General features: G+C 59.9%; 15 protein-coding genes. 8 read left to right on the forward strand and 7 right to left on the reverse strand.

Features of this window, described 5'->3' with window-relative positions; genetic code table 11:
• The first annotated feature begins 848 nt into the window (after positions 1–848).
• The 5 genes from J2X58_RS03130 (at position 849) to J2X58_RS03150 (ending at position 11,490) form a co-directional block, all read left to right on the forward strand.
• Positions 849–6,263 carry a YadA-like family protein gene (locus tag J2X58_RS03130; RefSeq protein ID WP_310046360.1) on the forward strand — a complete coding sequence of 1,805 codons (5,415 nt, stop codon included), beginning with the start codon at positions 849–851 and terminating at the stop codon, positions 6,261–6,263.
• A 38-nt stretch (positions 6,264–6,301) separates the two neighbouring features.
• Entirely contained in the window at positions 6,302–7,126 is an 825-nt protein-coding gene (locus J2X58_RS03135) for an OmpA family protein (protein ID WP_310046361.1), read from the forward strand.
• A 139-nt stretch (positions 7,127–7,265) separates the two neighbouring features.
• Complete coding sequence (locus J2X58_RS03140; RefSeq protein WP_310046362.1) at positions 7,266–7,529, forward strand: hypothetical protein; 264 nt, start codon at positions 7,266–7,268, stop codon at positions 7,527–7,529.
• A gap of 596 nt (positions 7,530–8,125) precedes the next feature.
• Positions 8,126–9,832, forward strand: a complete 1,707-nt coding sequence (locus tag J2X58_RS03145) for a MobA/MobL family protein (protein ID WP_310046363.1) — start codon at positions 8,126–8,128, stop codon at positions 9,830–9,832.
• Positions 9,833–9,999: 167 nt separating this feature from the next.
• The gene (locus tag J2X58_RS03150; protein WP_310046365.1) at positions 10,000–11,490 is read left to right on the forward strand and encodes a hypothetical protein; all 1,491 of its coding nucleotides are present in this window, start codon (positions 10,000–10,002) and stop codon (positions 11,488–11,490) included.
• A gap of 512 nt (positions 11,491–12,002) precedes the next feature.
• Here the strand turns inward: J2X58_RS03150 and J2X58_RS03155 are convergent.
• From J2X58_RS03155 to J2X58_RS03170, 4 genes are all read right to left on the reverse strand, one after another.
• Positions 12,003–12,809: an ATP-binding protein gene (locus J2X58_RS03155; RefSeq protein WP_310046367.1), complete on the reverse strand. Its 807-nt coding sequence runs from the start codon at positions 12,807–12,809 to the stop codon at positions 12,003–12,005.
• Positions 12,784–14,328: an IS21 family transposase gene (istA, locus tag J2X58_RS03160; protein ID WP_310046368.1), complete on the reverse strand. Its 1,545-nt coding sequence runs from the start codon at positions 14,326–14,328 to the stop codon at positions 12,784–12,786. Before istA ends, J2X58_RS03155 begins: the two co-directional genes overlap by 26 nt.
• Before the next feature lie 208 nt (positions 14,329–14,536).
• A complete protein-coding gene (locus tag J2X58_RS03165) occupies positions 14,537–15,205 on the reverse strand; it encodes a DNA N-6-adenine-methyltransferase (RefSeq protein WP_310046369.1) in 669 nt (222 codons plus the stop codon).
• 100 nt (positions 15,206–15,305) lie between these two features.
• Positions 15,306–16,103 carry a hypothetical protein gene (locus J2X58_RS03170; protein WP_310046371.1) on the reverse strand — a complete coding sequence of 266 codons (798 nt, stop codon included), beginning with the start codon at positions 16,101–16,103 and terminating at the stop codon, positions 15,306–15,308.
• Between the two features lie 591 nt (positions 16,104–16,694).
• On the opposite strand from J2X58_RS03170, the gene J2X58_RS03175 reads away from it, so the two are divergent.
• Complete coding sequence (locus tag J2X58_RS03175) at positions 16,695–17,885, forward strand: MFS transporter (RefSeq protein WP_310046372.1); 1,191 nt, start codon at positions 16,695–16,697, stop codon at positions 17,883–17,885.
• Positions 17,882–18,916, forward strand: a complete 1,035-nt coding sequence (locus J2X58_RS03180; protein WP_310046373.1) for an AAA family ATPase — start codon at positions 17,882–17,884, stop codon at positions 18,914–18,916. The genes J2X58_RS03175 and J2X58_RS03180 overlap by 4 nt, the downstream gene beginning before the upstream one ends.
• A gap of 39 nt (positions 18,917–18,955) precedes the next feature.
• Here the strand turns inward: J2X58_RS03180 and J2X58_RS03185 are convergent, their stop codons facing one another.
• From J2X58_RS03185 to J2X58_RS03195, 3 genes are all read right to left on the reverse strand, one after another.
• Positions 18,956–20,182, reverse strand: a complete 1,227-nt coding sequence (locus J2X58_RS03185; protein ID WP_310046374.1) for a DUF455 family protein — start codon at positions 20,180–20,182, stop codon at positions 18,956–18,958.
• A gap of 148 nt (positions 20,183–20,330) precedes the next feature.
• Positions 20,331–21,047 carry an FkbM family methyltransferase gene (locus J2X58_RS03190; RefSeq protein ID WP_310046376.1) on the reverse strand — a complete coding sequence of 239 codons (717 nt, stop codon included), beginning with the start codon at positions 21,045–21,047 and terminating at the stop codon, positions 20,331–20,333.
• Between the two features lie 42 nt (positions 21,048–21,089).
• On the reverse strand, positions 21,090–21,941 hold the full coding sequence (locus J2X58_RS03195) for a TauD/TfdA family dioxygenase (protein WP_310046378.1): 852 nt from the start codon (positions 21,939–21,941) through the stop codon (positions 21,090–21,092).
• A 277-nt stretch (positions 21,942–22,218) separates the two neighbouring features.
• Here J2X58_RS03195 and J2X58_RS03200 point away from each other — a divergent pair, with 277 nt between their 5' ends.
• On the forward strand, positions 22,219–22,893 hold the full coding sequence (locus tag J2X58_RS03200) for a class I SAM-dependent methyltransferase (RefSeq protein ID WP_310046379.1): 675 nt from the start codon (positions 22,219–22,221) through the stop codon (positions 22,891–22,893).
• Positions 22,894–22,951: the final 58 nt, after the last annotated feature.

A 22,951-nucleotide genomic window follows, 5' to 3' on the forward strand; every position in this document is an offset into this window, starting at 1 on the left:
AAGGTCTCTGGCGGCCATCCCCGCAGTTGGACGCCCGCCTGGCTGCGAAATGCTCGACGACGGGTGCTCCATCAGCACGCTCATTTACGCCCACTATTCCCGGACCATCGGCCGCCAGGAAGGCCCATCGCCGGATCGCGTGCTGCGTGTGCCGAAGCCTTTCGGGCCGGCCCAACCATGCCGATTTCCGAACCGTGACATGGATCAGATTGGGAGGCGGTCAGAATGATCCCAAGTCGAAGCCATGTCTTCGTCTGCACCGTAGGCACGTTCGCGTAAACCCATAAGGGCCGAACGTAGGTATAAAAACGCCAAAGAGCGCTTCTCGGAATCGCTAGGATCCGGAGCGGCTTTGTGGGCAGTTTGCCGAATCAGCGTACTCGTCCAGCGTAAATGCAGCAGATAATGAACGCGTTGATCGGGAATGTCATGCATAATTTTAGTTAAGATGATGCGATGTTTTCGCATCATGAGCGATCGCTCGATCGCGAAAAGGGGAGCGGAAGAAATACCTACTCATATTTAACCGGTCTTCCGGAGAGCGATACGCCTCGTTCCGGCGGTACCAAATGGGAAGATTCGCTTCTGTCCTAAGCGAATTGTCATGGTCAATGAGATTGGGTTTCATGAATCAGCTTGGCGTAGCTTGCTGAGGGATCGGTATGCCCGATCTTCCAAGCAACGCGACGCAACTCATCATCGCGTCGGAGAACAGAATGAACGGTATGCGCCGGAAGATACGGAACGACACTCGGGTTGTAGTGGCAGGCGCGCTTGAATCATCGTCTCCGCAGAGCTTGACTGGATCGGTGCGAGTAAGCTCGGCTCGCACGCATCCTCACGGACCTATGGTCGCGGTGGTCGTAGGTGCGGCTCTAGCCTTCGCAGTTCCCTCGCCTGTTGATGCATCGGTCATCTACACGTCGGCAGGTGTGGTTTGTAATAACACAACAGGTGCCCAGAATTTCGTAGGAGCAGATGGCACCACCTCTCAATCGACGTTGACGGATGGCAGCGGTTTTTACTCGATTGTTGCAGGCTGTGGTGCGAACGGAAGCAACGCACTTGCGGTCACACTGTTCGGAGGGGGCTCGCAAGTCACTGCCGACTACGGTACCGCAGTTGGCTTTTTGGCGCGCGCAGGCAACCTAGCGACCGCGGTGGGTACGCAAGCTGCCGCCACCGGCTCTTCGTCATTTGCCGCTGGCTATAACGCGCTGGCCAGCGGCACACAGGCGCTAGCTATCGGAGCGCTGTCGAATGGCATGAAAACCACGGCCTCTGGTAGCTTCTCGATCGCTTTAGGTGGTGCCGCGACCGCATCGGGCGTTGAAACCATTGGTATCGGAACGAACGCCACTGCGACGAGCAACCAGGATCAGGCGATCGGTACGGCTGCGAGTGCTCAGGGCACGGGGACGGGCCTGATTTTTCAGAAAAGCAATCCATCTAACACTTCCAACTTCGCTGGCCTGGATCCCTTGGATCTCGCAGTCGCCCCCGGCGCAGCTACTGCGCTGGGTTCTGCCTCGCACGCCAAGGGAACGTCGGCATCGGCGATTGGCGACAACGCTAACGCACTCGCAAACGGTGCAACTGCATTGGGGGGATTGGCGTCAGCGTCCGCCGCAAATGCGACTGCCGTGGGGCTCAACGCGTTCGTCGGTGCGGCGGGTACGTCTGGCATCGCGATAGGGCGCGGCGCCACGGTCAATGGAGCGTTCGGTATCGCTCAAGGCGATGGCGTCATTAGCGGGGCGACGGGACGGAACGTGGCGATCGGGTCGACGGGTACCGCGGCAAATGCTGGATCTGCCGCTGGGGGCGCAGTCGCTATCGGCCGTGATCAACACGCTACGGGCGATGGCGCCGTGGCTATTGGTGATCCGAATGTCGTGAACGGCACCGGTGCGGTGGCGATGGGCGCAAACAATACCGCCGCCGGGAATACCGCCGGGACTTTGGCTGGCAACGGAGCGGTAGCCATCGGCAACGGTAACCTTGCCATCGGCCAGGGGGCGGTCGCGCTCGGGAACGGCTCGCAGGCGAACAATGCGGGATCTCTGGCATTTGGCGATGCGGCTATCGTCGGGGCGGGAGCGACCCAAGCACTTGCTATTGGTTCGGGTGCGATTGCAGGCGATGCGAGTGCGGTGGCTCTGGGCGCCGGATCCGTGACAGCCGCAGCGGTAGGCACGACGAGCGCGACGATCAACGGTGCCACCTACACCTTCGCCGGCACCGCGCCGGGCAGCACGGTATCGATCGGCGCTGCGGGCACGGAACGCACGATGACCAACCTGGCGGCGGGTCGCATTAGCGGCACCAGCACCGATGCGATCAACGGTTCGCAGCTGTTCGCTACCAACCAGGCGCTGGAGACTTTGAATAACGCCGTTGAAACGAGCGCAACGCACTACTACAGCGTAAACGACGGTGGCACGGTAGGCGGAAACCACGACAACGATGGCGCCAGCGGGCTCAATGCGCTCGCGGCCGGTGTGGGTGCTTCGGCAGCGGGTACCAGTTCAACCGCCGTAGGCGCGGACACTACCGCGGCGGGACTAGGCAGCGTCGCGCTCGGTCATACCGCAATGGCGCTCGCCGACTTCACCGTCGCCATCGGTGACACTGTGTCCGTGGCCGCCGCAGCGGGCGCGGGCTCTATCGTCGCCGGCCACAACTCGCAGGTGAATAGCGGTATCGGCGGCATCGCGCTGGGCGAAGGGCAGACCTCGAACGGCAATGGAGCCGTGGCCGTCGGCGGCACGAACTCGGCCAACGGTGATGGCGCCGTGGCAATCGGTACCGGCGACAGGGCAAATGGCAGAGGCGCCGTCGCACTGGGCAACGGTTCTACGGCGCAAGGCCAGGGCTCAATCGCGCTCGGAAACGCCAGCTCCGCACTGGCTCCCGGATCGATCGCCATGGGCGATGGGGCCACGGCGGGGGGTGCGGGGTACGTCGCACTCGGATCGGGCTCGATCACCGACTCGGTGGTGAATACGACGGACGTCACGATCAGCGGCGCGACATATGCCTTCGCCGGTACGGCAGCGACCAGCTCGGTCAGCATCGGTGCCGCGGGTGCCGAGCGCACCCTGACCAACGTGGCTGCCGGTCGCATCAGCGGCTCGAGCACCGACGCGATCAACGGTTCCCAGCTGTTCGCTACCAACCAAGCGTTGGAGGCTTTGGATACCGCCGTGGAAGCTGGCGCAACTCACTACTACAGCGTCAACGATAACGGTACGCCCGGCGCGAACTACGCCAACGATGGCGCTAGCGGCCTCAACGCCCTTGCGGCGGGTGTCGGCGCCACGGCCACCGCGGACGGCGGCACGGCATTGGGCCAGGGCGCCGGTGTGTCCGTACTAGGCGGTGTGGCGCTCGGTTCCGGCGCAGTATCCGATCGCGCGATCGCGCCCGCTTCGGGTTCGATCCTCGTCGGTACCAACGTCATCCCGTACAACACGACCGACCGCAACCTGCTCGGTTCCGTATCGGTGGGCAACACCACGGACTTCCGCCAGATCACCAACGTGGCTGACGGCACGGAAGACCAGGATGCGGTGACCTTGCGCCAGCTGAAGGGCGCGATGAGTTCGTTCTCGGTCACTCCGATCCAGTACTTCCACGCCAATTCCACCGCGACCGACTCGGCGGCCATCGGCGCGGAATCGGTCGCGATCGGTCCGCAGACTACGGTGAACGGCGACAACGGCATCGGCATGGGCAACGGTGCGATCGTGCAGCAGACGGCGCCGGGCGGTACCGCGATCGGCCAGAACGCAGCGGTGAACTTGGCCGACGGCATCGCATTGGGCTCCAACGCCACCTCCAACGGCATCCAGGCGATCGCACTGGGCACTGGTGCGCAGGCGGCGTTTGCGGGCAGCGTGGCGCTGGGCGCGGGCTCATCGACGGACGCGGCCGTCGGCACCGCCAACGCGGTGATCAGCGGCACCACCTACACGTTCGCTGGCACGATGCCCGGCTCAACGGTGAGCGTTGGCGCGGCCGGGGCGGAGCGGACTCTCACGAACCTGGCGGCGGGCCGCATCGACGGTGGAAGCACCGATGCCGTCAATGGCTCCCAGTTGTTCGCGACCAGCCAAGCGATCGACTCGGTGGCCGCCAGCGTCACCAACCTCGGCAACACGGTGACCAATTTCGGCAACTCCATCGCCAACAGCATCGGCGGCGGCACCACATATGACCCAACCACCGGCACGGTTAACACCAGCCTCAACTATGCCGGCAATACCTATAACTCGGTGCAGCAGGTCTTCGACCAGATCAACACGAACGGGATCAAGTACTTCCACGCCAACTCGAGCCTTGCAGACTCCATCGCCGCTAGCATGAATAGCGTGGCTATCGGCCCGGCATCCAATGCCAATACGGAAAACGCGGTATCCATCGGCAACGGCGCGACAGCCGGATCGAACCTCGGCGATGTGGCGTTGGGCGCAGGGTCGACCACCGCCACGGTGTTGCAGACCGCGGGAACGACCATCGCAGGAACAGCGTACACGTATGCCGGCGGCGCGCCGACCAGCACGGTGAGCATCGGCTCGGCGGGTGCGGAGCGCACTATCACCAACCTGGCGGCTGGCCGGGTGAGCGGATCCAGTACGGATGCGATCAACGGTTCACAACTGTTCGCCACGAACCAGGCCATCGATTCACTCAACACTACGGTGATCAACAACGCCACGCACTATTACAGCGTGAACGATAACGGTATCACCACGGGCGGAAACTACGATAACAATGGGGCCACTGGCCTGAATGCCGTCGCGTCGGGTGTTGGTTCGGTCGCGACCGCAACTGGGGCCACGGCCGTGGGGCAGAACACAAATGCATCGATCGAGGGCAGCGTAGCGCTGGGCGCCGGCGCGGTGTCCGATCGTGCCATTGCACCGGCTTCCGGCTCGATCACTGCCGGCACGCACGTGATTCCATTCAACACGAGTGACAGGACCCTGCTCGGCGCAGTCTCGGTGGGCAACACGACCGACTTCCGCCAGATCACCAACGTGGCCGACGGTACGGAAGACCAGGATGCGGTGACGTTACGCCAGCTGAAGGGGGCGCTCAGCTCATTCGCGGTCACGCCAACCGAGTATTTCCACGCCAACTCGACGGCGGCGGATTCGGCGGCGATCGGCGCGGAGTCCATTGCCGTGGGTCCGGAGACCACGGTGAACGGCGACAATGGCATCGGCATCGGCAACCACTCGATCGTTGCGCAAACTGCGCCGGGTGGCACGGCCATCGGCCAGAATTCCACGACCAATCTGGCGGATGGCGTAGCGATCGGCACCGGTGCCACCTCCAATGGGATCCAGGCGATGGCGTTGGGTGCAGGCTCACAGGCCGCGTTCGCCGGTAGCGTGGCCTTGGGTTCGGGGTCCTCCACGGACGCCGCAGTGGGCACAACCAGCACCACGCTCGCGGGCGTCAGTTACAACTTCGCGGGCGCCACGCCTGGCTCGACCGTCAGCGTGGGGAGCGCGGGCGCCGAACGCACCATCACCAACCTTGCCGCAGGACGAATCGCCGGAACCAGCACGGACGCCATCAACGGCTCGCAGCTCTACGCGACCAACCAGACGCTGGAATTGCTGGGCTCGCAGATCATCAACCTGTCAAACGCCATCAACAATTTCCCAAGTGGTGGCAACGGTGGCAGCACCAACAACACCTACAACAACAGTGGCGACAACAATACGCCCTCTTCCGCTACGGGCAACAACTCGACAGCAATCGGCGCCGGCTCTAGCGCTACGGGCGACAACAGCGTCGCCCTCGGTGCCGGCTCGGTGGCCAACACGTCCAACTCGGTGTCAGTGGGTTCGGTTGGTCACGAGCGTACTGTGACCAACGTGGCGAATGGCGTGAGCCCCACCGATGCGGCAAATGTAGGCCAGGTGGACCAAGCGCTGCAAGAAGCCAAGAATTGGTCGAAGGATTATGTTGACCAGCGTTTCCAAACGGTCGACCGAGACCTCAACCGCATCGGCAACCGTGCCAATGCGGGCGTTGCCTCAGCCATGGCCATGGCGAGCCTACCCCAGGCCTACCAACCCAACCAGAACTCAGCTGCTGTCGCGGTGGGCAGTTTTCATGGCGAGACCGGCGTCGCCGTAGGTATGTCGACCATTACCGAAAGTGGGCGCTACGTGTTCAAGCTTAACGCCACGACCAACTCGCGCGGCGACGCGGGCGCAGGCATCGGCGCAGGCGTAGTGTGGTGAGGAGCGAACCCATGAATATAATTAAAGGAATCCATCGTATGCACAATGCACTGAACGGCATTGTGGCTGCGGCGATAGCCCTGGCCGTAGCCGCCTGCGGCAACGTCAGTCATGACGTTGCAAAGGACGGTCATGGCGCGGGTCAGCTGGTGTGGCCGTCGACGAGCGACGTCACACCGATGCATAAGGGCGGCACGTTTCCTGACATCGCCAATTTGCGCCAGGTGAAGGTGGGGCTCAACAAGCAGCAGGTGTCCGACCTGATCGGCTTTCCACACTTTAGCGAAGGCATCTGGGGCGTGAGAGAGTGGAACTATGTGTTCAACTTTCGGAAGCCCGGTGGCGATGAGGTCACCGTCTGCCAGTATAAAGTATTGTTCGACGACGAAAAGCTGGCGCGCAGCTTCTATTGGATGCCCGAGACTTGCGCAGATTTTCTCAAGGATGTGGCGCCGATATCTTCGTCCGCCCCCGCTGCAGTCGCAGCAGAGGGACCGCACGTGTTGTCCGCCGATGCACTGTTCGCATTCGATAGCGCTGAGCTATCACTCGCGGGGAAGGATAGCCTGACTGAAATGGCGAAATCATTGCAGGGTCAAGGTCAAAAACTTCGATCCGTGCGCATCACCGGCTATACCGACCGCCTTGGTAGCCAGGCCTATAATCGGAGATTGTCACAGCGCCGCGCCGACGCGGTGAAGACTTACCTCGTGGCGCAGGGCCTTCCCGCCGATCGTGTGGTCGCGGAAGGTCGGGGTGAGGCTGATCCGTTGAAAGGCTGCGAGGACGCGCCCCCCGGACGTGTGATCGAATGCCTTGCACCCAATCGTCGAGTCGAGGTCAGGGTAACCAGCGTCAGGTAGAAAGCAGAGCATGCACGGATCGAGATGGCCCTGGTTTAGGCGAAAGTCTGGTAGCAGGGCCGTCCGATAAGCCGTCGTTGTGATGGTTGGAGCGCTGCCGGCTGCCCAGCTGAAGCGGGCCCGCCAGGCCATGGGTCCGATGCGTGACCTGCAAGGGCCGATCGAAGTAGAACGCGAGACGGGCCCGATTCTGGTCACGGCGGTGCTGGGTCGTTGGCCCGTCGCATCGGTTCGCTTGCTGGTCGAGCACGGCGGCGTGGATCCTCGCCGTCACCGGTCCGACCCGGTGCGGCTGCTGTCGGATACGGTGGAAGGGCCGTGGAAGACGGCGGTCCAAGAGGTGCTGCGCATGAGCGGACCTCAGGCATCCAACGGCAACGCGTCGGCGAGCGAGGCGGCGTGACCGAGACGTCCACTGCCCACCGCGACAGATTGCACCCTGGCGAGGAACATGGGTGGAGGGTAGATGCAATGCGTCGGGCCGTGACTGCGGCCCTCCTTTCTCACGTGCGGAAACGACTGGGCCGAGCAGGTCCAGTTCGCGTTGCACGGGTGGAGTCGGGCGGCCATAGGGCTTCGAAGCACGTTTGCATTAAGCGGTCAGTCTGAGGTCTTTCAATGCGCTCAGAATGCGACGCAGGGTAGAGCGATATACGAGGGACAGTGCGCGTCTATTTATTCTTCGAATAATCGCTCGAGATGCATATGCGTCCAATCGTCGGTCGACGGCAGCTGCTTCTGTCTCGCCGCTATCATGCTGCACAAGCGCGTTGCACCTGTCACCTCCTCACAGCTTCTTGCGCTCTGGCGAAGAAGTGCTCAGCGCCCTTGACGCACGTCTCAATAAGCAGATCCGGCATCACATTTGCGGTTGACGAATGTGAATTTTTCGCTTGAATGAAAACACGGGGGCGGCGCACGGAAGAAACCAGGCGCCTCCCGCGGAACGAAGAGAAACCGGCCAGGAAGGCCGGCGCCTGACGACTGACAAGGATGTTTATGACTGTTCAATTCTCCGCTCGCCCCCACATCTCCGTGCACACTCGCACCAAAGACCATTCTGCGGTTGCGGGTGCTGCGTATCGCCTCGGCATCAAGCTGTATGACGAGCGAACCCTCACCTGGCATGACTACACCAAACGAAAACGCGGCGAAGAGATCGTCCGCGCGATGACGGTGGCCCCCGACGGCGCGCCGGCATGGGCGACCGATCCCGCCGTGCTCTGGAATGCTGTGGAATCGGCGGAGAAGCGTCGCGACAGCCAAGTGGCTCGCGACTATCGCTTTCCCGTGCCGCTCGGTCTCAGCGACGAGCAAGCGGGTGATTTGGCCGAAGCGATGGCACGTTTCATCGCCACGGAACTGTACACGTCAGTGTCCTTGGCCGTGCATCGCGATGCCGAAGTCGACGCCTTCGGCGTTACCAAGGCCAAGGGCAAGCAAGGCACCCACGCGCACTTGTACTTTCCCACGCGGCCCATTGCCAAAAGCGCGATCGACGGCGCGGCGCCCGCCTTTGGCGCCAAGCTGGCCACATTTCGGAATCAAGAGGTGGGCGCCGCTTGCATCGAACGGTTCAACGAAAAGTGGGCCGATCTCGCGAATCTGATCGCAGGGCAGGCCGGCCTTGATGCCACGTATGATCATCGCAGCTATAAACGCATGGGTCTTGCGCGGAAAGCCGAGCCCAAGCTCGGGCAAGCCGCGACAGCCTTGGAACGAAAAGGCATCGTGACCCGTAACGGCGAGGCGTTGCGTCAAGCGCGTGAAGCACGGGGCGATACGGCTGTGCCAGTTCCACGAGATCCGTTCGCCATCGATGTTCCGCCGACGGTGCATGGCGCGGGTCCAGTGCCGGTCAGTCGCGAGCCCCTTCCCATCGATCCTACAGAAGAGGCACCGTCGGTGGTCCGGCCACCGCTGCCAGAAGCCAAGGTCCGCGCCGTGGTCACCCCGCGACAGCCATCGGCGCACACCGGGGGACGTGGCCCGACACAGCAAGAGCGCATGGAGTCACCGGTGCATTGGGAACCACCGCCCATCGTCGGGCTTGCGGCGCGCTTTGAAGAAGCCTATGTCGCTAAGACCACGGCTCGCCAGGGCACCGTCAGCGCGAAGGTGCTGGTCATCGTCCGTGCCATCGAATACGCCCTCAATGCATTGGTCACGGTTGGGAAGGCGCTGCTGCATCTGGATCGTGAGTACAAGCGCTATGCCAACACGCGCCACGATTTGCGCTGGGAGGCCGAACAAAAGCGCGAGGCTCTGGCAGAACTGCGCCGTCAAACTGACCCCTCAGTAGCGCCTCCCGCCTATCGGCCTCGGCTGTCAGCCGCGCACCGTGCGCGCCTAGCTCAGATTCCAACGCTCGAAGAGGAGCTTCGTGAACGCCATCGCCTCGTCGTGACCCTCGATGAGCAACTGGAAGATCTGGCTCAACGGGCTTCTCCTTGGCGGCACCAAGCCATCGTCGACCGCCGTCGACTGAAGGATCGCCTGGGCGCCCTTCAGGAAGAAGATCCAGATGCGCTTCAGCAGCTGATTGGCGTGGCCAATGCAGAGGAGCAGCCTTGGCTCAAGCTCTACACCGCCAGCAATGAGCCGACCCTGTCTTTGCAAAAGCTCGTCGATGTGGTCGAAGCTTCGGGAGAAGAACAGCGCAAGGTGGACCGAACGACTCAGAAGGCTTTTCGTCCACCACGGTAGGAAGAGCAGCGAGGAAGTCGGGATCCCCCCGGGCTCCTCGTCCGAAGGAGTGGCTTCACGAAGTCGAAGAGGGCGGCCGGTGTGGCGGCCCTTCTCGATCTGTGTCAAAGCATGCCCTGTCGGCCAGATTCGCTTAAGCTCTCCCGAACGCGCCGGGGAGTGCAGGGATGTCCAAGGATAAATCTATCAAGAAGGGGAGCATCCTCCACGGATGGTTCGAGCCGGACCCCGGTCAGCCACTCCACGGCCAGTTGCACCTATCGGGCTCCTCGACCCGGTTGCGGTTGCACGATGAGGCTGAGATTGGCGTTCCGGACCGCTTGGTGCATGTAAGAGGGGTCACCGCCGATGGCATCAAGGTCACATGCGTCGATTGCCTGCGGACCGGTTACGGCCACACGATGCGCGCGCATCACCTTGACCTGTTTCCGCACTACCTCTTGACTGGGGACGAGCATCTGGAGGTTGAGTCGGAGCAGGTGCGGCGCATCACGTTTACGTCGACGGACATGACGTCCATTTTTTACGACTTCGACGCGTTTGGCACGGTCATCCGACCAGAGCCGTTGATGGACAGTGTGCTGGAAGGGGCGAGAAAATACCGGCCGGTGGCCGTAGGGGAGTGGCCCCAAGTGAGCTACTTCACCGGTAGGCTCACCATCATTGAGGTGCCGACGGCCATGGGGCTCATCCGCGTGAGCCATGCGCCAACGTTTGGCAGCGGTGGTCCCTCCGGCGTCAGCATCAAGAATCAGATCCGCGTTGGGATCGAACCAGATGCCCCGATCACGTTCCACGAGGCATTGCGCCGGCTCGCCGTGCTCCGACGTTTTTTATCCCTTGCGGCCGGCCGTCCTCAGCGGCCCATCGATGTCACCATCGCCACCGACAGCGGCCGCGATGCTGCGGAGACTCGCCCGCTTCAATTGCACTGGAGCTACCCGCCTAAGCGATCGAAAGGGACACTCCGTCGTCCAAGCCCTGGGGACTTGCCGCTGGACCCGATCCGATACCCGGACGAATTCAAGGATGTGCTACAGCGGTGGGTTGCCAAGGATGAGGCAATGAAGACGGCACGGAGTCGATTCACCACTTGCTTGGAGAAGAGCAGTTACACCGTGGACCGCCTGGTCGCCGCCGCCAACATGTTTGACCTCCTGCCGGCCGATGAAGTGCCGGTCGCGCGCGAATTGCCGTCCGACGTCGCAATGATTCGGGACGCCGCATTAGCCTCACTTGCCGAGTTGCCAGACACGGAGGATCGGCACAGCGCGATGATCGCGCTGAAGATGCTGGGCAAGCCCTCGCTCACCAAAAAGGTGCGCTATCGCTGGGAGGCAAGTGCAAACGGCCTAGAATCCATCTTTCCTGACCTCGATTTTGTGCTTGTGCGCGCGATTCGGTGCCGCAACCACTTCGTGCATGGGCCGTCGAAGAGCTTTAAATTCGAGCGCGCCGAGCCGTTCGTGCCGTTCCTGACCGATGCCCTTGAGTTCGTCTTTGCGTTCTCCGACCTGGTCGCGAGCGGATGGACAACCCACAGGTGGGCAACGACGCCGTATGGTGACGGCCATCTGTTCACTCGATTCCGATGGGGCTACAAAGACACGCTCGCGGCCTTCCAAGCATCGATGGCCGGGAACACTCTCGACCCGTAGGTGGGTGAGGTAAGGCGCTGTTCATCCGCTCGGTCTGCAAGGTGTTCTGAAGACTCGCAAAAGTAGAGGTGTACCTAGTGGACATAGGCCGCACTGGCATCACTGTGAGAGATTTGCGGCTTAGCGGGCACTCTGTTCAATTACCCGGTAAGTGTCTTAGAGATCGCCGGGCAGGTATGGTGAGCACGTACACCTGTTCATTCCCTCTTACGTGGCCTCGGGATCCCAAACACTCTGGCCATATCAGCGTAAGTGATTGATCTATAATGAGGGCGATGATTGGGGCGCCGTCGCTGCTTTCCCCTATAAATATGGACGTGCTCATTCACGCCGGTCGGCGTTCTCCATCGGCCTGGCCTGTGCAGCGCCTCAGCGACCACGCCACGGCGCGGTTTCCGAGGTAAGCGCGCACGCACGGCGCACTTCGCTGGCCGGTCAGATCAGTGGGAATACCAAGCGTTGGGCAAAAGAAAGGCCCCGCTGAAGCGAGGCCCTGGTTCCGACCGCAGTCATCAGACCGGTTCCTTCGCCTTCTTGGGTTTGCGTGCCGGGTTCGTCTCCGGCGTTACATGAGCGCTCCCATTGGAACGCTGACGGCGACGCAACGCGATTCGGTGACACGCCCCGCCGAGCACCCGAGCGTAAATACCTTCGCGGGTCGCCACCTCCGCGAACGCCTGGTCCCACTCCTCGGGGGAATGGATGGAGGTGACGACGAGCGGCAACCCCCTACGGGTGCGCTCATCGAGCAAGCGCCGGAACTGGACCGTCTCTTCGTCGTCCGCTGGCTCGGTGGCGAAGTCATCGATGATGAGCAACTCAGCTCGACTGAACTGCTTGAAGTTTCGTTTGCGCTCGACCGTGCTCAGGTCCGGGTCCAGCAAGCGCCCGAGCATGGCCGGTGCCTGCACCATCCTCACGCGCAAGCCATGTGCAATCGCTTCCCGCCCCATGGCAGCCGCCAGATGGGTCTTTCCCGACAGCGTAGGCCCCGTGATGACGACGGTCTGGCCCGCCCTGGCCCAACTCATCGCGCGGAGATGGGCCATGCAAAGGTCGTCGGCCCCAACCTGCAGGCCATGTTCGAAGGTCGTCAACGCGAAATGGGACGGCAAACCGGCCTGACGGAAGAAGGTCTCGACCTTGCTGTGATCGCGCGCCTGGAGGTGGGCATGAAGCAAGAAACGCAGGCAGGCCTCCGGCCCCTGCTTGGCATGGCGCGGGTCCGCCGTCCAGACCTCCCACGCCCGGGCGAGCGTGGGGAGCCGAGCAGCAGAAAGGTCGTGGAACAGATCACTCGAACGGATCAGGGTGTTCATCGGAGTGCCTCTTGGCAGGAGTGAAAGAGCCCGGACCCAGCGCGTTTTTCGAGCGCGCGGGTTGGCGTGGAGTGGCACCCTCCTTGGCTTGGATCGACAGCTTCCGTTTCAACGCCGTCGCATTGGCTAACTCGAGCGACGGGAAGTCTTTCAGGGCGCGCTCGACGGCCGCGGCCCCGTAGCGCGATACGAAGGTTTTCACCTGGTCCGCCGGGCGCAGCCCCATGTAAGGACGGTCCTGCTCGAACAACCCGTGGACGAAGCGTTTGATTGTCGGGCCTTGCGTGGCCGCCCACGCTTTGAGCGCCTCCGGATTGCGATCGGTCTGCGCTCGATGAGCGGGAAGTTGATGCGCCGGCGTCGTGGTCAATCCGCCGATCACGCCGCTGCGGGCATGTTTGGCCACCAGCCTTTGCTCGTGAAACACCTCCACGCAGTCCGCCGTCAGCCGCACATCCACGCGTTGACCCGTCAACGCATGTGGCACGGAATAGCGGTGGTGTTCGACCAGGATGTGATAGCCGCCATCGACCTTGACCCCGGTCCGGACCTCGGCGTATTCATACGGCAAAGCGGGTAGCGGGCGCAGCGTGCGGCGCTCGAAGCTGTTGAAGCGGTCGGTGCGGCTGGGCTCCCGGTTCCCCATCGGTCGGGCATTGATCTGAGGCAGGAGTGCCTCGATTCGCTCCCGAACTTCTTCCAACGAGTAGAGCGTGAGCGTGTTCAAACGCCGCAGCACATGCTGTTGAACGAACTTCACGCCCGCTTCCACCTTGGCTTTGTCCTTGGGGTGGTAAACGCGTGTTGCCGCGATAGTGAGGCCGTAGTGCCGAGCCAGATCCTCATAGTCGCGCTGCGGCGTGCCACCCGGTCCTGGTTTTGTCATGAAGGACTTCGCGTTGTCCGGCACGACCACGTGGGGCACTCCGCCAAAGAACGCGAACATGCGTGCGTGGGCCGCCATCACCTCGGGCACGCTCTGGGACGCGATCGCGTCGACGAAGGTGTAAGAGCTGCCACCCAACACGCCAACGAAGACCGTCACCGGCACGCGCTTGCGCGTGGTCACATCCAAGTAAGACGCCTGCAACCCCGAGAAATCGACCAAAACCTTCTCGCCCGGTCGGTGCTCCATGTGCATGAACGTAGGAAGGGTCTTCCGATAGGCGTGCAACTTGCGATGAATACTGGAATACGAATACGCCGTGCCCGGTCGCATCGCACGCAGGTAGTCCTCGTGCCAGACCTGGAGCGTCAGGCCCGTCGCGGCCAGTTCGTCGTGGAGCGCCGCGACGTTCAAGGGATCGCGAACCTTGTTGCCGCGGCGTGCTTTATTGAGGTTCGTGTCGATCTGCGCGGGCGACCATCCCCTAACGTCATCCCAGGTGAGCCGCTTAAAGATCAGCAGGGCGCGGTACCGTCCGACCGTGGTCTTGGACAGGCCGACGGCAGATGCGATTTCGCGCGCAGAGAGTTTTGTCTGCAGCAGCAGACGCACGGTTTCGAGTTGTTTATGCATGGGGCGAGCCATCTGATAGAAATCCTTTTCGAGTGAAAGCCGCAATCCCGCGGCCAAAGCCATGCCTCGCGCAGATGGCGAGCATCTGCAAAGGCGTTCGATGGGGTGTCGCGCGTCACATTGGGGCCGGGCATCGTGCCAAGCACTGACTCGAGTCATTGATGACTGACCGATCAGCGCAGTACCCATACCTCACATGCCGCGGACGTCAAGAGAGGGCGGAAGGTTTTCCATGCTGGCGCGGCACGTGCTCGTGGTGAATCGGTCTGCGCCGCGGTCCGTAGACCTCGCGCACCGGCTTAGCACTATTGCGCCTCGATCGGTACACACGGGCACCTTCTGCCTCGAGCAGCAACAAGTGTCCCCGCACGAGTCCGCTTCGAGCGACTCGCATGAGCGCATGACGTGCCTTCGCACCGTAAGCCACCATGACCGACGGCGCGCCGGCCGAGCCGACCTCGGTGCCATCGAGCCTGGCAAAACGCAATCGGCCTTCGAAGAAGAGCAGGGCTGTCGCATTCGGATGGCGCCACACCGAGGCATGGAACATCTGCGTGTCGGTCCGGGCGAAGACGAGCGCGAGGCCATTGCCATGGTCCGCAGCGCGGACGAGCCACTTGGCGCACTCGGCGCCGTAGGGCGGATTGGTGAAGTAGAAATCGCGGGGATCCCACGCATGGGCCAAGCCGTCTTGGGTTTTGGTGATGTGCCGCTTGGCGGTGGGCCAAGGACGCGTCCGTGGCGAGCACGGATCGACATCCGCCAGGTGCGGCATGTCGAACGCATCAATGAGCGATTTGGGCGTGAGCCAGGTGTCGTTGCCAGTCGTTCGATCGTGCTGGAACGCGGCTGCGTGTTTGCGAGCAATGGAAGGCATGGGCTTGTCCTCGTCGGGGTGAGGCCAAGCTAAAGGGATCAAACCGGCCGATTTTGGCTGGTTGATCCCGAAGTTGTCGTGAGTGGGTGAGGGCAGGGCGTCAGAGCCGGTCGCGAGCGGTGAATGGTCGAGTTGAGCCCATTGCTGCACTGATGCCGATGGCGCTCGTTTGAGCGCGACCCTCTGCGATCATGCGCTCAAGGTCTGCCAGGGCACCTGCAACCGCGCGCTCCCACGGCGCACGGGCTGCCGGGTTGGCCCAGGGGTGCGCCAGGGCTTCCGGTGCCGTCAATGCGACGAGGCGTCCGCCGGAGTGGAGAATCTCGATCAGCCTTACGACCGTGATGCCACCCTGGCCCCATGCCGCTTCAATGTTTCCGTCGCGGTGTCGGAGAAAGCGGAACTGGGTTTTCAGCAGGGCCATCAACTGCACCGCCGGCTTCTTCTTGCTTTTGTACACCGGTGCAGCGCGTTTGCGCTCGGCGTCCCAGGCTTTGGCGAAGGCTTTGACGAAGCGCCAGCGGAAGTAGCCGCGTGCATCGCAATGCGGCGGAGGGTCCTGCAGCGCTTTCCTCCAGGACTGAAGCTCTCCGTTTTTCACTCGGCTGTGTTTGAGTTTGAGCCGGCGCTCGAGCGTGAGGATGGAACAATCGCAATACGCAGCAACCACTTCGCGCGAGACGAACCGATTGGAATCAAGGGCGGAAAACAGCGCCTTGGTGGCAGCAGCGCTGAGCATGCATTCCACCTGCGCTTTCACGCCGATGGCTTTCAGGGCTCGATTCTTGGCTTCTCTAGCGCCGCTCGCCACGGCCAACGGATCGGCCACCGGACTCACGCGCAGCAACTCGTCGATGGCATTTGCGGTTTCGTCGAAGCGACTGGCGGCTCGAGTCATGATCGTCTTCCTTGAGGGAGTCCAAGGAGATCGGCCGCGACGGGTTGGGCTGAACAGGCGTTTGCGGAAAATATCCGCCAGCCGATGCACAAATCAGGCAAGCCGAACCGTCGCAATGCGTTTTCCCTCGCCAGTTCGGAATCCTCGGGCCGCTATATCCGCCGCTTGCCCCGGCGCTCGTGCCTGCGCCGATCCACGATTTTGAGCGCGATTCATTTCTGATAGATCTGGCTACGACCTTCGGGATCTTCTGCGGCGATCGCCTTATCCCCGGATTGATAAGCCCAATTTGGAGAACCAACACGCCGTGATTCATTGCCGAAAAGACATGTTCTCTCACGCCCAGGCCCGCTCGTATTGAGCTTGATTTCAGCCGTCGACATAAGGACTATAACCGAGTATCACGGGCCAAAGCTGCAGCGTAGATATTTGCAATCACCTGACGTCAAGCATCAAATGAGGTCGATGCATGCTAGAAAAGCAGCGACGATAATCGTGCTAACCAGCGCCATTTTTTTCGAACACTGAGCAAGCTGGAATAACGCGATCGGTCCAGCTTCGTCGATAACTCATCTCGAAAGGCGATCGCCAATGAAGGCAAGAAGTGCAGTTATCTCCCTAATGCTAGCCGGCTTCACGGCTGGCGGCTCGGAGATGCTTGTCCTTGCTCTTTTGGTCCGGCAACAGCAGCTGGACGCGCTTGGGGTGTCTGCGTCGCTCATCTATGTCGGCACGCTTGTTGGTACAGGATGCATGGGAGTGCTAGGCGGCTACCTCTTGGCGAATCTGAGGCCATCGGCGATTGGCTTATCCTCACCGGTGCTCTGTGCTCTCGCTGCATTGACTGCATACTTGACGCCGTCAGGAACCGCTGATTTTTTCGTGGCAGCATTTGTATCCCTGGTTACTGCACTTGATCTGCCTAACATCAACAGTACGGTAAACAGCCTGGTGTCCGCGAGAGAGCGATCTTCGGCATTTTCCTTGCTGCAATCATCAATTTCCTTGCTCGTGGTTATCGCACCGATCGTGAGCGCAGGTCTTATTTTGGTGCTTGGCGTGCGTTTGACGTTCTTACCGATTGCTGCGATCTATCTCGTTAGTGCTTTGCCGTGGTTTTGGATGCCATCGCAAGGGCCTCATGCACGGCCCCGTGGGCAAGAGGCGTCCGCTTATCGTTTGATTGCCACGGACTCCGCTCTTCGAACCCTGATGATATTTCGGCTACTCAGTAACTTCGTCTACGTTGCAATTCCAGTTACGCTTCCTTTTCTTCTTTCGAAGATCGCTGACAACCATGGCGCCTACGTGCCGCTTCAGGCAACCAGCTTAGCGTTTCTTCGCGCGGGCCCCCTAGCTGCGAGTTTGATTGGTGCGCTTCTTCTCGCAAGAAATCCGGGCTATGTAACGACGATAAGTGTTGTCGCTCCCTTACTCGGGGCTGGCGCTACTGTGGTTATGGCATTCAGCCAATCTTCCTATCTCATTTGCGCTTGCTGCCTGTTGATAGGCTTCACGCAATACGGAGTTCGCTTGACGGGAATGGTTCTCGGGCCTTCCGTGACACCGAACCATAGGCTTGCTGAGGTGATACTGGCCAGTGACACCATAATTCGCCTATTCGCTGCGTGCTACGCGGCAGGCCTCGTTTTTGTCTTCAGATATCCGCATGGAGAGGTCATCTCTCTTGTCGTTGCTGCGGCATGCTGCCTGCCAGCGCCTGCATTCCTCAAAGGTGCTTTTATCTCCTATCGAAACCAACTCAGTGAGGTAAAATCATGATGACCGAAGTCGCTAGAATGGATGCCCGCCAACATATAACGTCGTCTGCAGAGATCAAATCCCGATTCGACAGCTACATGCTTGGCAACGAGGAAGCCAAAACGTATTTGGCGTCGATAGCGTTCAAGCATGTGCTCGCGACACGGCTGGGTTTTATCGAAGGATCAAGGAGTCACGTTCTGATCCTTGGCCAGACGGGCGTCGGTAAGTCGTATCTCGTCAGCTCGCTACGAGACATTCTGGACGTACCGGTTGTTACGATTGACGCAACCACAATCACAGAGGCGGGATATCAGGGGCGCGATGTCGATTCGATCTTCGAAGACGTACTTCAGGCGGCCGGATTTGATCGAATGAAAGCGGAAGTCGCGGTGGTCTTCATAGATGAGTTTGACAAGATTTGCGCTCAAGCTGGTGGCGAGCGAGATATCCGCGGACGAGGTGTGCAGTACTCGCTGCTCAAGATTCTTGATGGTGACGTCAGGCAGATCCGCTCATCTCGCGTATCTCGCCTGCAATCGGGGTCGTCCGGCGACGTGTACCAATTCAATACGAAGCGGATGCTGTTCATCTTCGCGGGGTCTTTTAGCGCTCATCCCGGTTTAATGCAGCGTGATGTGATTAGTCCCGCTGACATCGCTAATCTTGGCTTTCTTCAGGAGTTAGTAGCGAGAATCCCCAATATCATCCGGTTCGACAACTTGTCGGCAGGTGACCTGGAGTCGGTAATCACACGCGCTGGGACCGGTGTGTTGAGAGAATACGCAGAAATTTTCGAGAGTCTCGGATGTAGCGTTACCTTTTCGGTGGACGCGAAAGCGAAGATATCCGAACACGTAATTGACATGGGCATCGGTTACCGTGGCTTGAGAACGGTCCTCGATAGGATCTTCCTGCCGAAACTCAGCTGCTTTGAGAGCTGTGGTTCTAATGACGGTGCTTGGGTACCCCGGTTCGTGGTCGACTATTCGGGTAGCGAATTTGTAATTAAACGAGAGCCTGGGCGGCCCGATGCACATGACCAATCGTGATGATGAGCGTGCGCTGGCGAGGAAGAAGCTGCACCTCAACTAGGGCGACGAAAGCACGCGGATAAATTCGTCAGGGTAGCCGACCATGCGACGCACATCATCGAGAAGCGGTGCTCGTGGCTTTAGAGGAATGCCAAGTTTATGCGCGCACCTTTGGAGGATTTCCACGTACCTTCGTTCAGAGCCATCGCAGAGAAACGTGAGCCACTTGTTGCCAGACCGGGCATGTTGTAACTCGTCCGCGTCGATGTAATCGATTATCTCCGCCAGATCCCACGCACCTATGGCGCACAAGCTCTCACAGAAGGGAATGTTGGCCTCGAGCGCATTCCCTTCCTGAAATACCTGCTCGATGGCCAGTCTTTCAGCAAGGTCATCACCCAGCATATATCGTCGCCAGACTTTTCCATTGAAAGTATAGTCACCGAAGTCGCCCCCGAGATCCCGGAGTACCGAACGCATCATCATGGCGTGACGAGTTTCGTCCCACGTCTGCCGCGCCATGTCGAGCTTGAAGTCTAATGGCATGTCGCGGTATTCGGCGATGTTTCGTCCACACAACTCCATCGCGTCAATCTCGACATTGATGCCGACCTCGTGGAGCCATCGCCTGAGATGCTCGCCTCGCGCAACGAGATCTGCGTTGCTTCGGTGACTAAACACCATGGCATCAGAGAACTTCCAGCTTCCGGGGCGCGCGGGAAAGTCGAGAAGAATCGGGAGCGATTCTTCTCCCGAGTAAACACGGGCTTCTGGGTCAGAAGATGGATCAATAAACTTCAAAGGCGAAGCATCAACGACGAAGGGCGCAAGCAGGTTTACTTGGTCGCGGATCGATTGTATCGCCTCGCGGAGTATGAGTATCGTTGGGGCGTCCCCGGTCGAATGGGTCGTAGCAATAAACGTTTCCATGTGCGTCGCAACACCGGCAAGGGCGGAACTTAGAAACGAAGATCTAGATTTGGAGGTGGTTAGTTCTGCTCCATGCTCAAGCGAACACTCATACGCCGGTGAGACGATAGGGGCGACCTCAGATTCCAGCAGCGTCAGGATTCGCATGCGAAGACGGTGGATGTCTTGCGCAATTAGACCAACCTGTTGGCCAAGCGCAAACTTAAAGTCGATGTTCGAATCCGTCGAAATCCATGCGCCCGCGTGTTCCATCAAACGTATGAGCGCATAGATATATCCTCTCAGCGTGGTACGCCTCGCTCTGAAGACTGGAGTCTTTGCGATGCCGTTATCAACGTTGATCGGCTTAGTCATATTTGTTCTCCGAGGACGCGGTGTTTACGTACATTCGAATCACAGTGGACTCCGAGAAGACCGCCGAGTGGTGACCTTCTGGTTTGGATTGCTTGTACGCAGGCGACTTGGACCGAAAGTGTCATTTAGCCAAAGCGAGCTGACGCCTTCAATTCCATCCAAGCGGATGAACCATCTCGTGGCGATCGCCCTTAGGGCTGATTTCGCCTAGTCTTAATGCATCTTCGGCATCCAGACAGTACATGGCGTTGTATCCAATCTCCTTCGCCAGATGATAGCCATGATCGCTCATATATCGTCTCACGAGGTTTGGCACGATCGCGATTTCCATGACCGCTACCCGCGGGCGCCACCGATCAATTCGGAAGCCGTCGAGGACCCAGCGCTCGGAACCGTCGACGTCCAAGGAAAGGAGGTCGATGGGCGTCGCGCCGGCGAACTCTGCGAGTATGGAGTCCAGAGTCCTCATGGGGACATGAATGAGACCGTTGGCCATGCCTTCGACTTCAGGGATACAATTCTTTGCGTAATACTTGCCGAATCCCTGGAAGAGTTCGTCGGTTCTCGAGTCCAGAGACGAAAGGGCGCCACGATAGTTGGCGAAAAAATCGCACGAAGGCTTGTCTTCGTCTCCGCACGCCACGCCGAGATTGATGGCGTTGGGCCGATTTCGCTTGAGTAGCTCGTAGTATCCGGGATGAGCTTCGACACATATCCCTCGCCACCCAAGTTCCTCGTCGAAAATTAGGGTATTGCTAAAGCGCCTCCCGTCGTGGGCGCCGATATCGACATAGAACCCGTGACGCTTGTCAAGGAAAAACTGCCTCAGAATGCTGTCTTCGCCAGTTTGACTGTAGTAGGACATCATCGGTCACCTCATATAAACAGTACGACGAGCAGCGAACTCTCAGTCAGAAGAGCTGATTGACTCTTCGATTGCCTCGAAATCTCCGGACGTGGCAGATCGATGCATTGCTCGGAGTCCCTGGTCGAAGAAGTTTACGGGGCTCGCTTTGCTATGGAGGAGGGTGCTGTTCTCCCAGATCAAAGTGTCCTCTGCCTCCCAATTGTGGCAATAGACATTCGCGTTCGTCACTTGAAACCGGCGCACCTCGTTGAAGATCTCGTCGCTTTGCTGTGCCGACAATCCCTTGATCCTGTTTGCACTTGGCGAGCAGAAGACAAATTTTCGTCCTGTTACCTCATGCACGCGCACCATTGGCTGGAGGAGAGCCTTCCCCTCGGGCACTTCGGAGTGAGGCACCTTGGGTAAATACCAATACATTCCCTCGATGCGTCGTTGGACGGACTCAGGTAAGCGAGCATAGGCGTCATACTGATCGGCCAGTAATGTGCCGCCCGTGCCCGGTGGGCATGCTAGACAATGGAGTATGGTGGCGCCATGTGGCTTTTTTGCATAAGCAAGTCCGTCGGAATGCCAGCCCATACCGTAGTCCGCGGTGGTTGAGCCGATCTCGTTACTCAGATATAGAAGATCGGGGAAGCCAGCCACTCGGTGAGCCGCCGGACGCCTAGATAGTCCCGGTTCGAAATCACCAAAGCAGCGAGTGAGCTTCAGTTGATGTTCGGCGCAAAGAGGCTGGCGACGGATAACAATGAATTGAAATGTTGCAAGGGTCGCGTTGAGCTGCTCCACGATCTTGGGAGTTAGAGATTCGCTGAGGTCAAGCCCATCGATCTCCGCACCAAATTGACCGATGGAGGCGACCCGCAGTGGACCATTGGAAATTTGCTTCATATGGACGACCAGGTGTCGGTAAAGCGGTAACGATGGCCGGTTCGATGCGCCTGTCATGTGATAGATGGGTAGCGACGGAAGCGCTGTGACCCGTCCTGGGATTACAAATTCCTGTCGATGAGTGTCCTTTTTTTGCTGCCGTCCGTGCGGCTGACGTGAGTTCCATCGTCTGGCATCTTCTTGCGGCAAGGCCAGTAGAGGCTTTGATTAGTGCAGTAGTGACGAGCAAAAGAGCGGCTTAACCCGGTTCGACCACAAGACAGTTGGGGGGAAAGACGTGAATGAGTCATTCGACATCTCCTACGCATTCTATGAACAGCTTGGCGCAGAGGGACTATCGGCGCGTACAAGAGCGGAGTGGGACACTCAAATTGTCCAGCAACTGTTGTTGATGCTTGAGCCCGGCCAGTGCGTGCTTGATGTCGGCTGTGGGTATGGCAGGACCTCACTGCCGTTGGTCGAGTCGGGTTATCGTGTAGTGGGATTAGACATATCAAACCGCCTGTTGCGCGCGCATCAAGAAGAGGCGGGTCGGCGTGGGGTTTCCCTGGAATTGATTCGCGCGAGCATGTGCAGTATGCCATTCCAATCGAACACGTTTGATGTCGCGATGTGCTTGTGGTCGGCATTCTACGAGTTGCTGACGGTGCGTGAGCAGTTGGCGGCGATAAAAGAAGCGTTTCGAGTGATTCGACCTGGTGGCTGGTATCTGATGGAAGGCACAGTCTATGAACACGCAGTGCGTGCCCAAGGCTTGGACGACGACGTCAGATCGAATCATGAGCGGCTAGTACAGAACACAATTGAAGGGCTGAAAAATCCTCATTTTGGGCACGATGCCGAGAGCCTCACTAGGCTCATGCTCAGATCCGGCATCAAAACCTTCGACACCTATGTCGATAACTGGGCGGGGCGGCCCCGTCGCTTTCTTCGCTTCTCCAAGCCCGAGTGACCTCAATCAGGGTTTCACCCCTGATGCGAGATCAATGAACCAGTGGCGACTCGTACGT

The organism is Luteibacter sp. 3190 (genome assembly GCF_031456385.1).
Classification (GTDB): domain Bacteria; phylum Pseudomonadota; class Gammaproteobacteria; order Xanthomonadales; family Rhodanobacteraceae; genus Luteibacter.

Excerpts from the sequence above, each read along its gene's own strand:
- J2X58_RS03175 (WP_310046372.1), top strand. The coding sequence starts at position 16,695 with ATGAAGGCAAGAAGTGCAGTTATCTCCCTAATGCTAGCCGGCTTCACG.
- J2X58_RS03165 (WP_310046369.1), bottom strand. The coding sequence starts at position 15,205 with ATGCCTTCCATTGCTCGCAAACACGCAGCCGCGTTCCAGCACGATCGA.
- J2X58_RS03140 (WP_310046362.1), top strand. The coding sequence starts at position 7,266 with ATGCGTGACCTGCAAGGGCCGATCGAAGTAGAACGCGAGACGGGCCCG.
- J2X58_RS03190 (WP_310046376.1), bottom strand. The coding sequence starts at position 21,047 with ATGTCCTACTACAGTCAAACTGGCGAAGACAGCATTCTGAGGCAGTTT.
- istA (WP_310046368.1), bottom strand. The coding sequence starts at position 14,328 with ATGCATAAACAACTCGAAACCGTGCGTCTGCTGCTGCAGACAAAACTC.
- J2X58_RS03145 (WP_310046363.1), top strand. The coding sequence starts at position 8,126 with ATGACTGTTCAATTCTCCGCTCGCCCCCACATCTCCGTGCACACTCGC.
- J2X58_RS03180 (WP_310046373.1), top strand. The coding sequence starts at position 17,882 with ATGATGACCGAAGTCGCTAGAATGGATGCCCGCCAACATATAACGTCG.
- J2X58_RS03155 (WP_310046367.1), bottom strand. The coding sequence starts at position 12,809 with ATGAACACCCTGATCCGTTCGAGTGATCTGTTCCACGACCTTTCTGCT.
- J2X58_RS03135 (WP_310046361.1), top strand. The coding sequence starts at position 6,302 with ATGCACAATGCACTGAACGGCATTGTGGCTGCGGCGATAGCCCTGGCC.
- J2X58_RS03130 (WP_310046360.1), top strand. The coding sequence starts at position 849 with ATGGTCGCGGTGGTCGTAGGTGCGGCTCTAGCCTTCGCAGTTCCCTCG.
- J2X58_RS03170 (WP_310046371.1), bottom strand. The coding sequence starts at position 16,103 with ATGACTCGAGCCGCCAGTCGCTTCGACGAAACCGCAAATGCCATCGAC.
- J2X58_RS03150 (WP_310046365.1), top strand. The coding sequence starts at position 10,000 with ATGTCCAAGGATAAATCTATCAAGAAGGGGAGCATCCTCCACGGATGG.
- J2X58_RS03185 (WP_310046374.1), bottom strand. The coding sequence starts at position 20,182 with ATGACTAAGCCGATCAACGTTGATAACGGCATCGCAAAGACTCCAGTC.
- J2X58_RS03195 (WP_310046378.1), bottom strand. The coding sequence starts at position 21,941 with ATGAAGCAAATTTCCAATGGTCCACTGCGGGTCGCCTCCATCGGTCAA.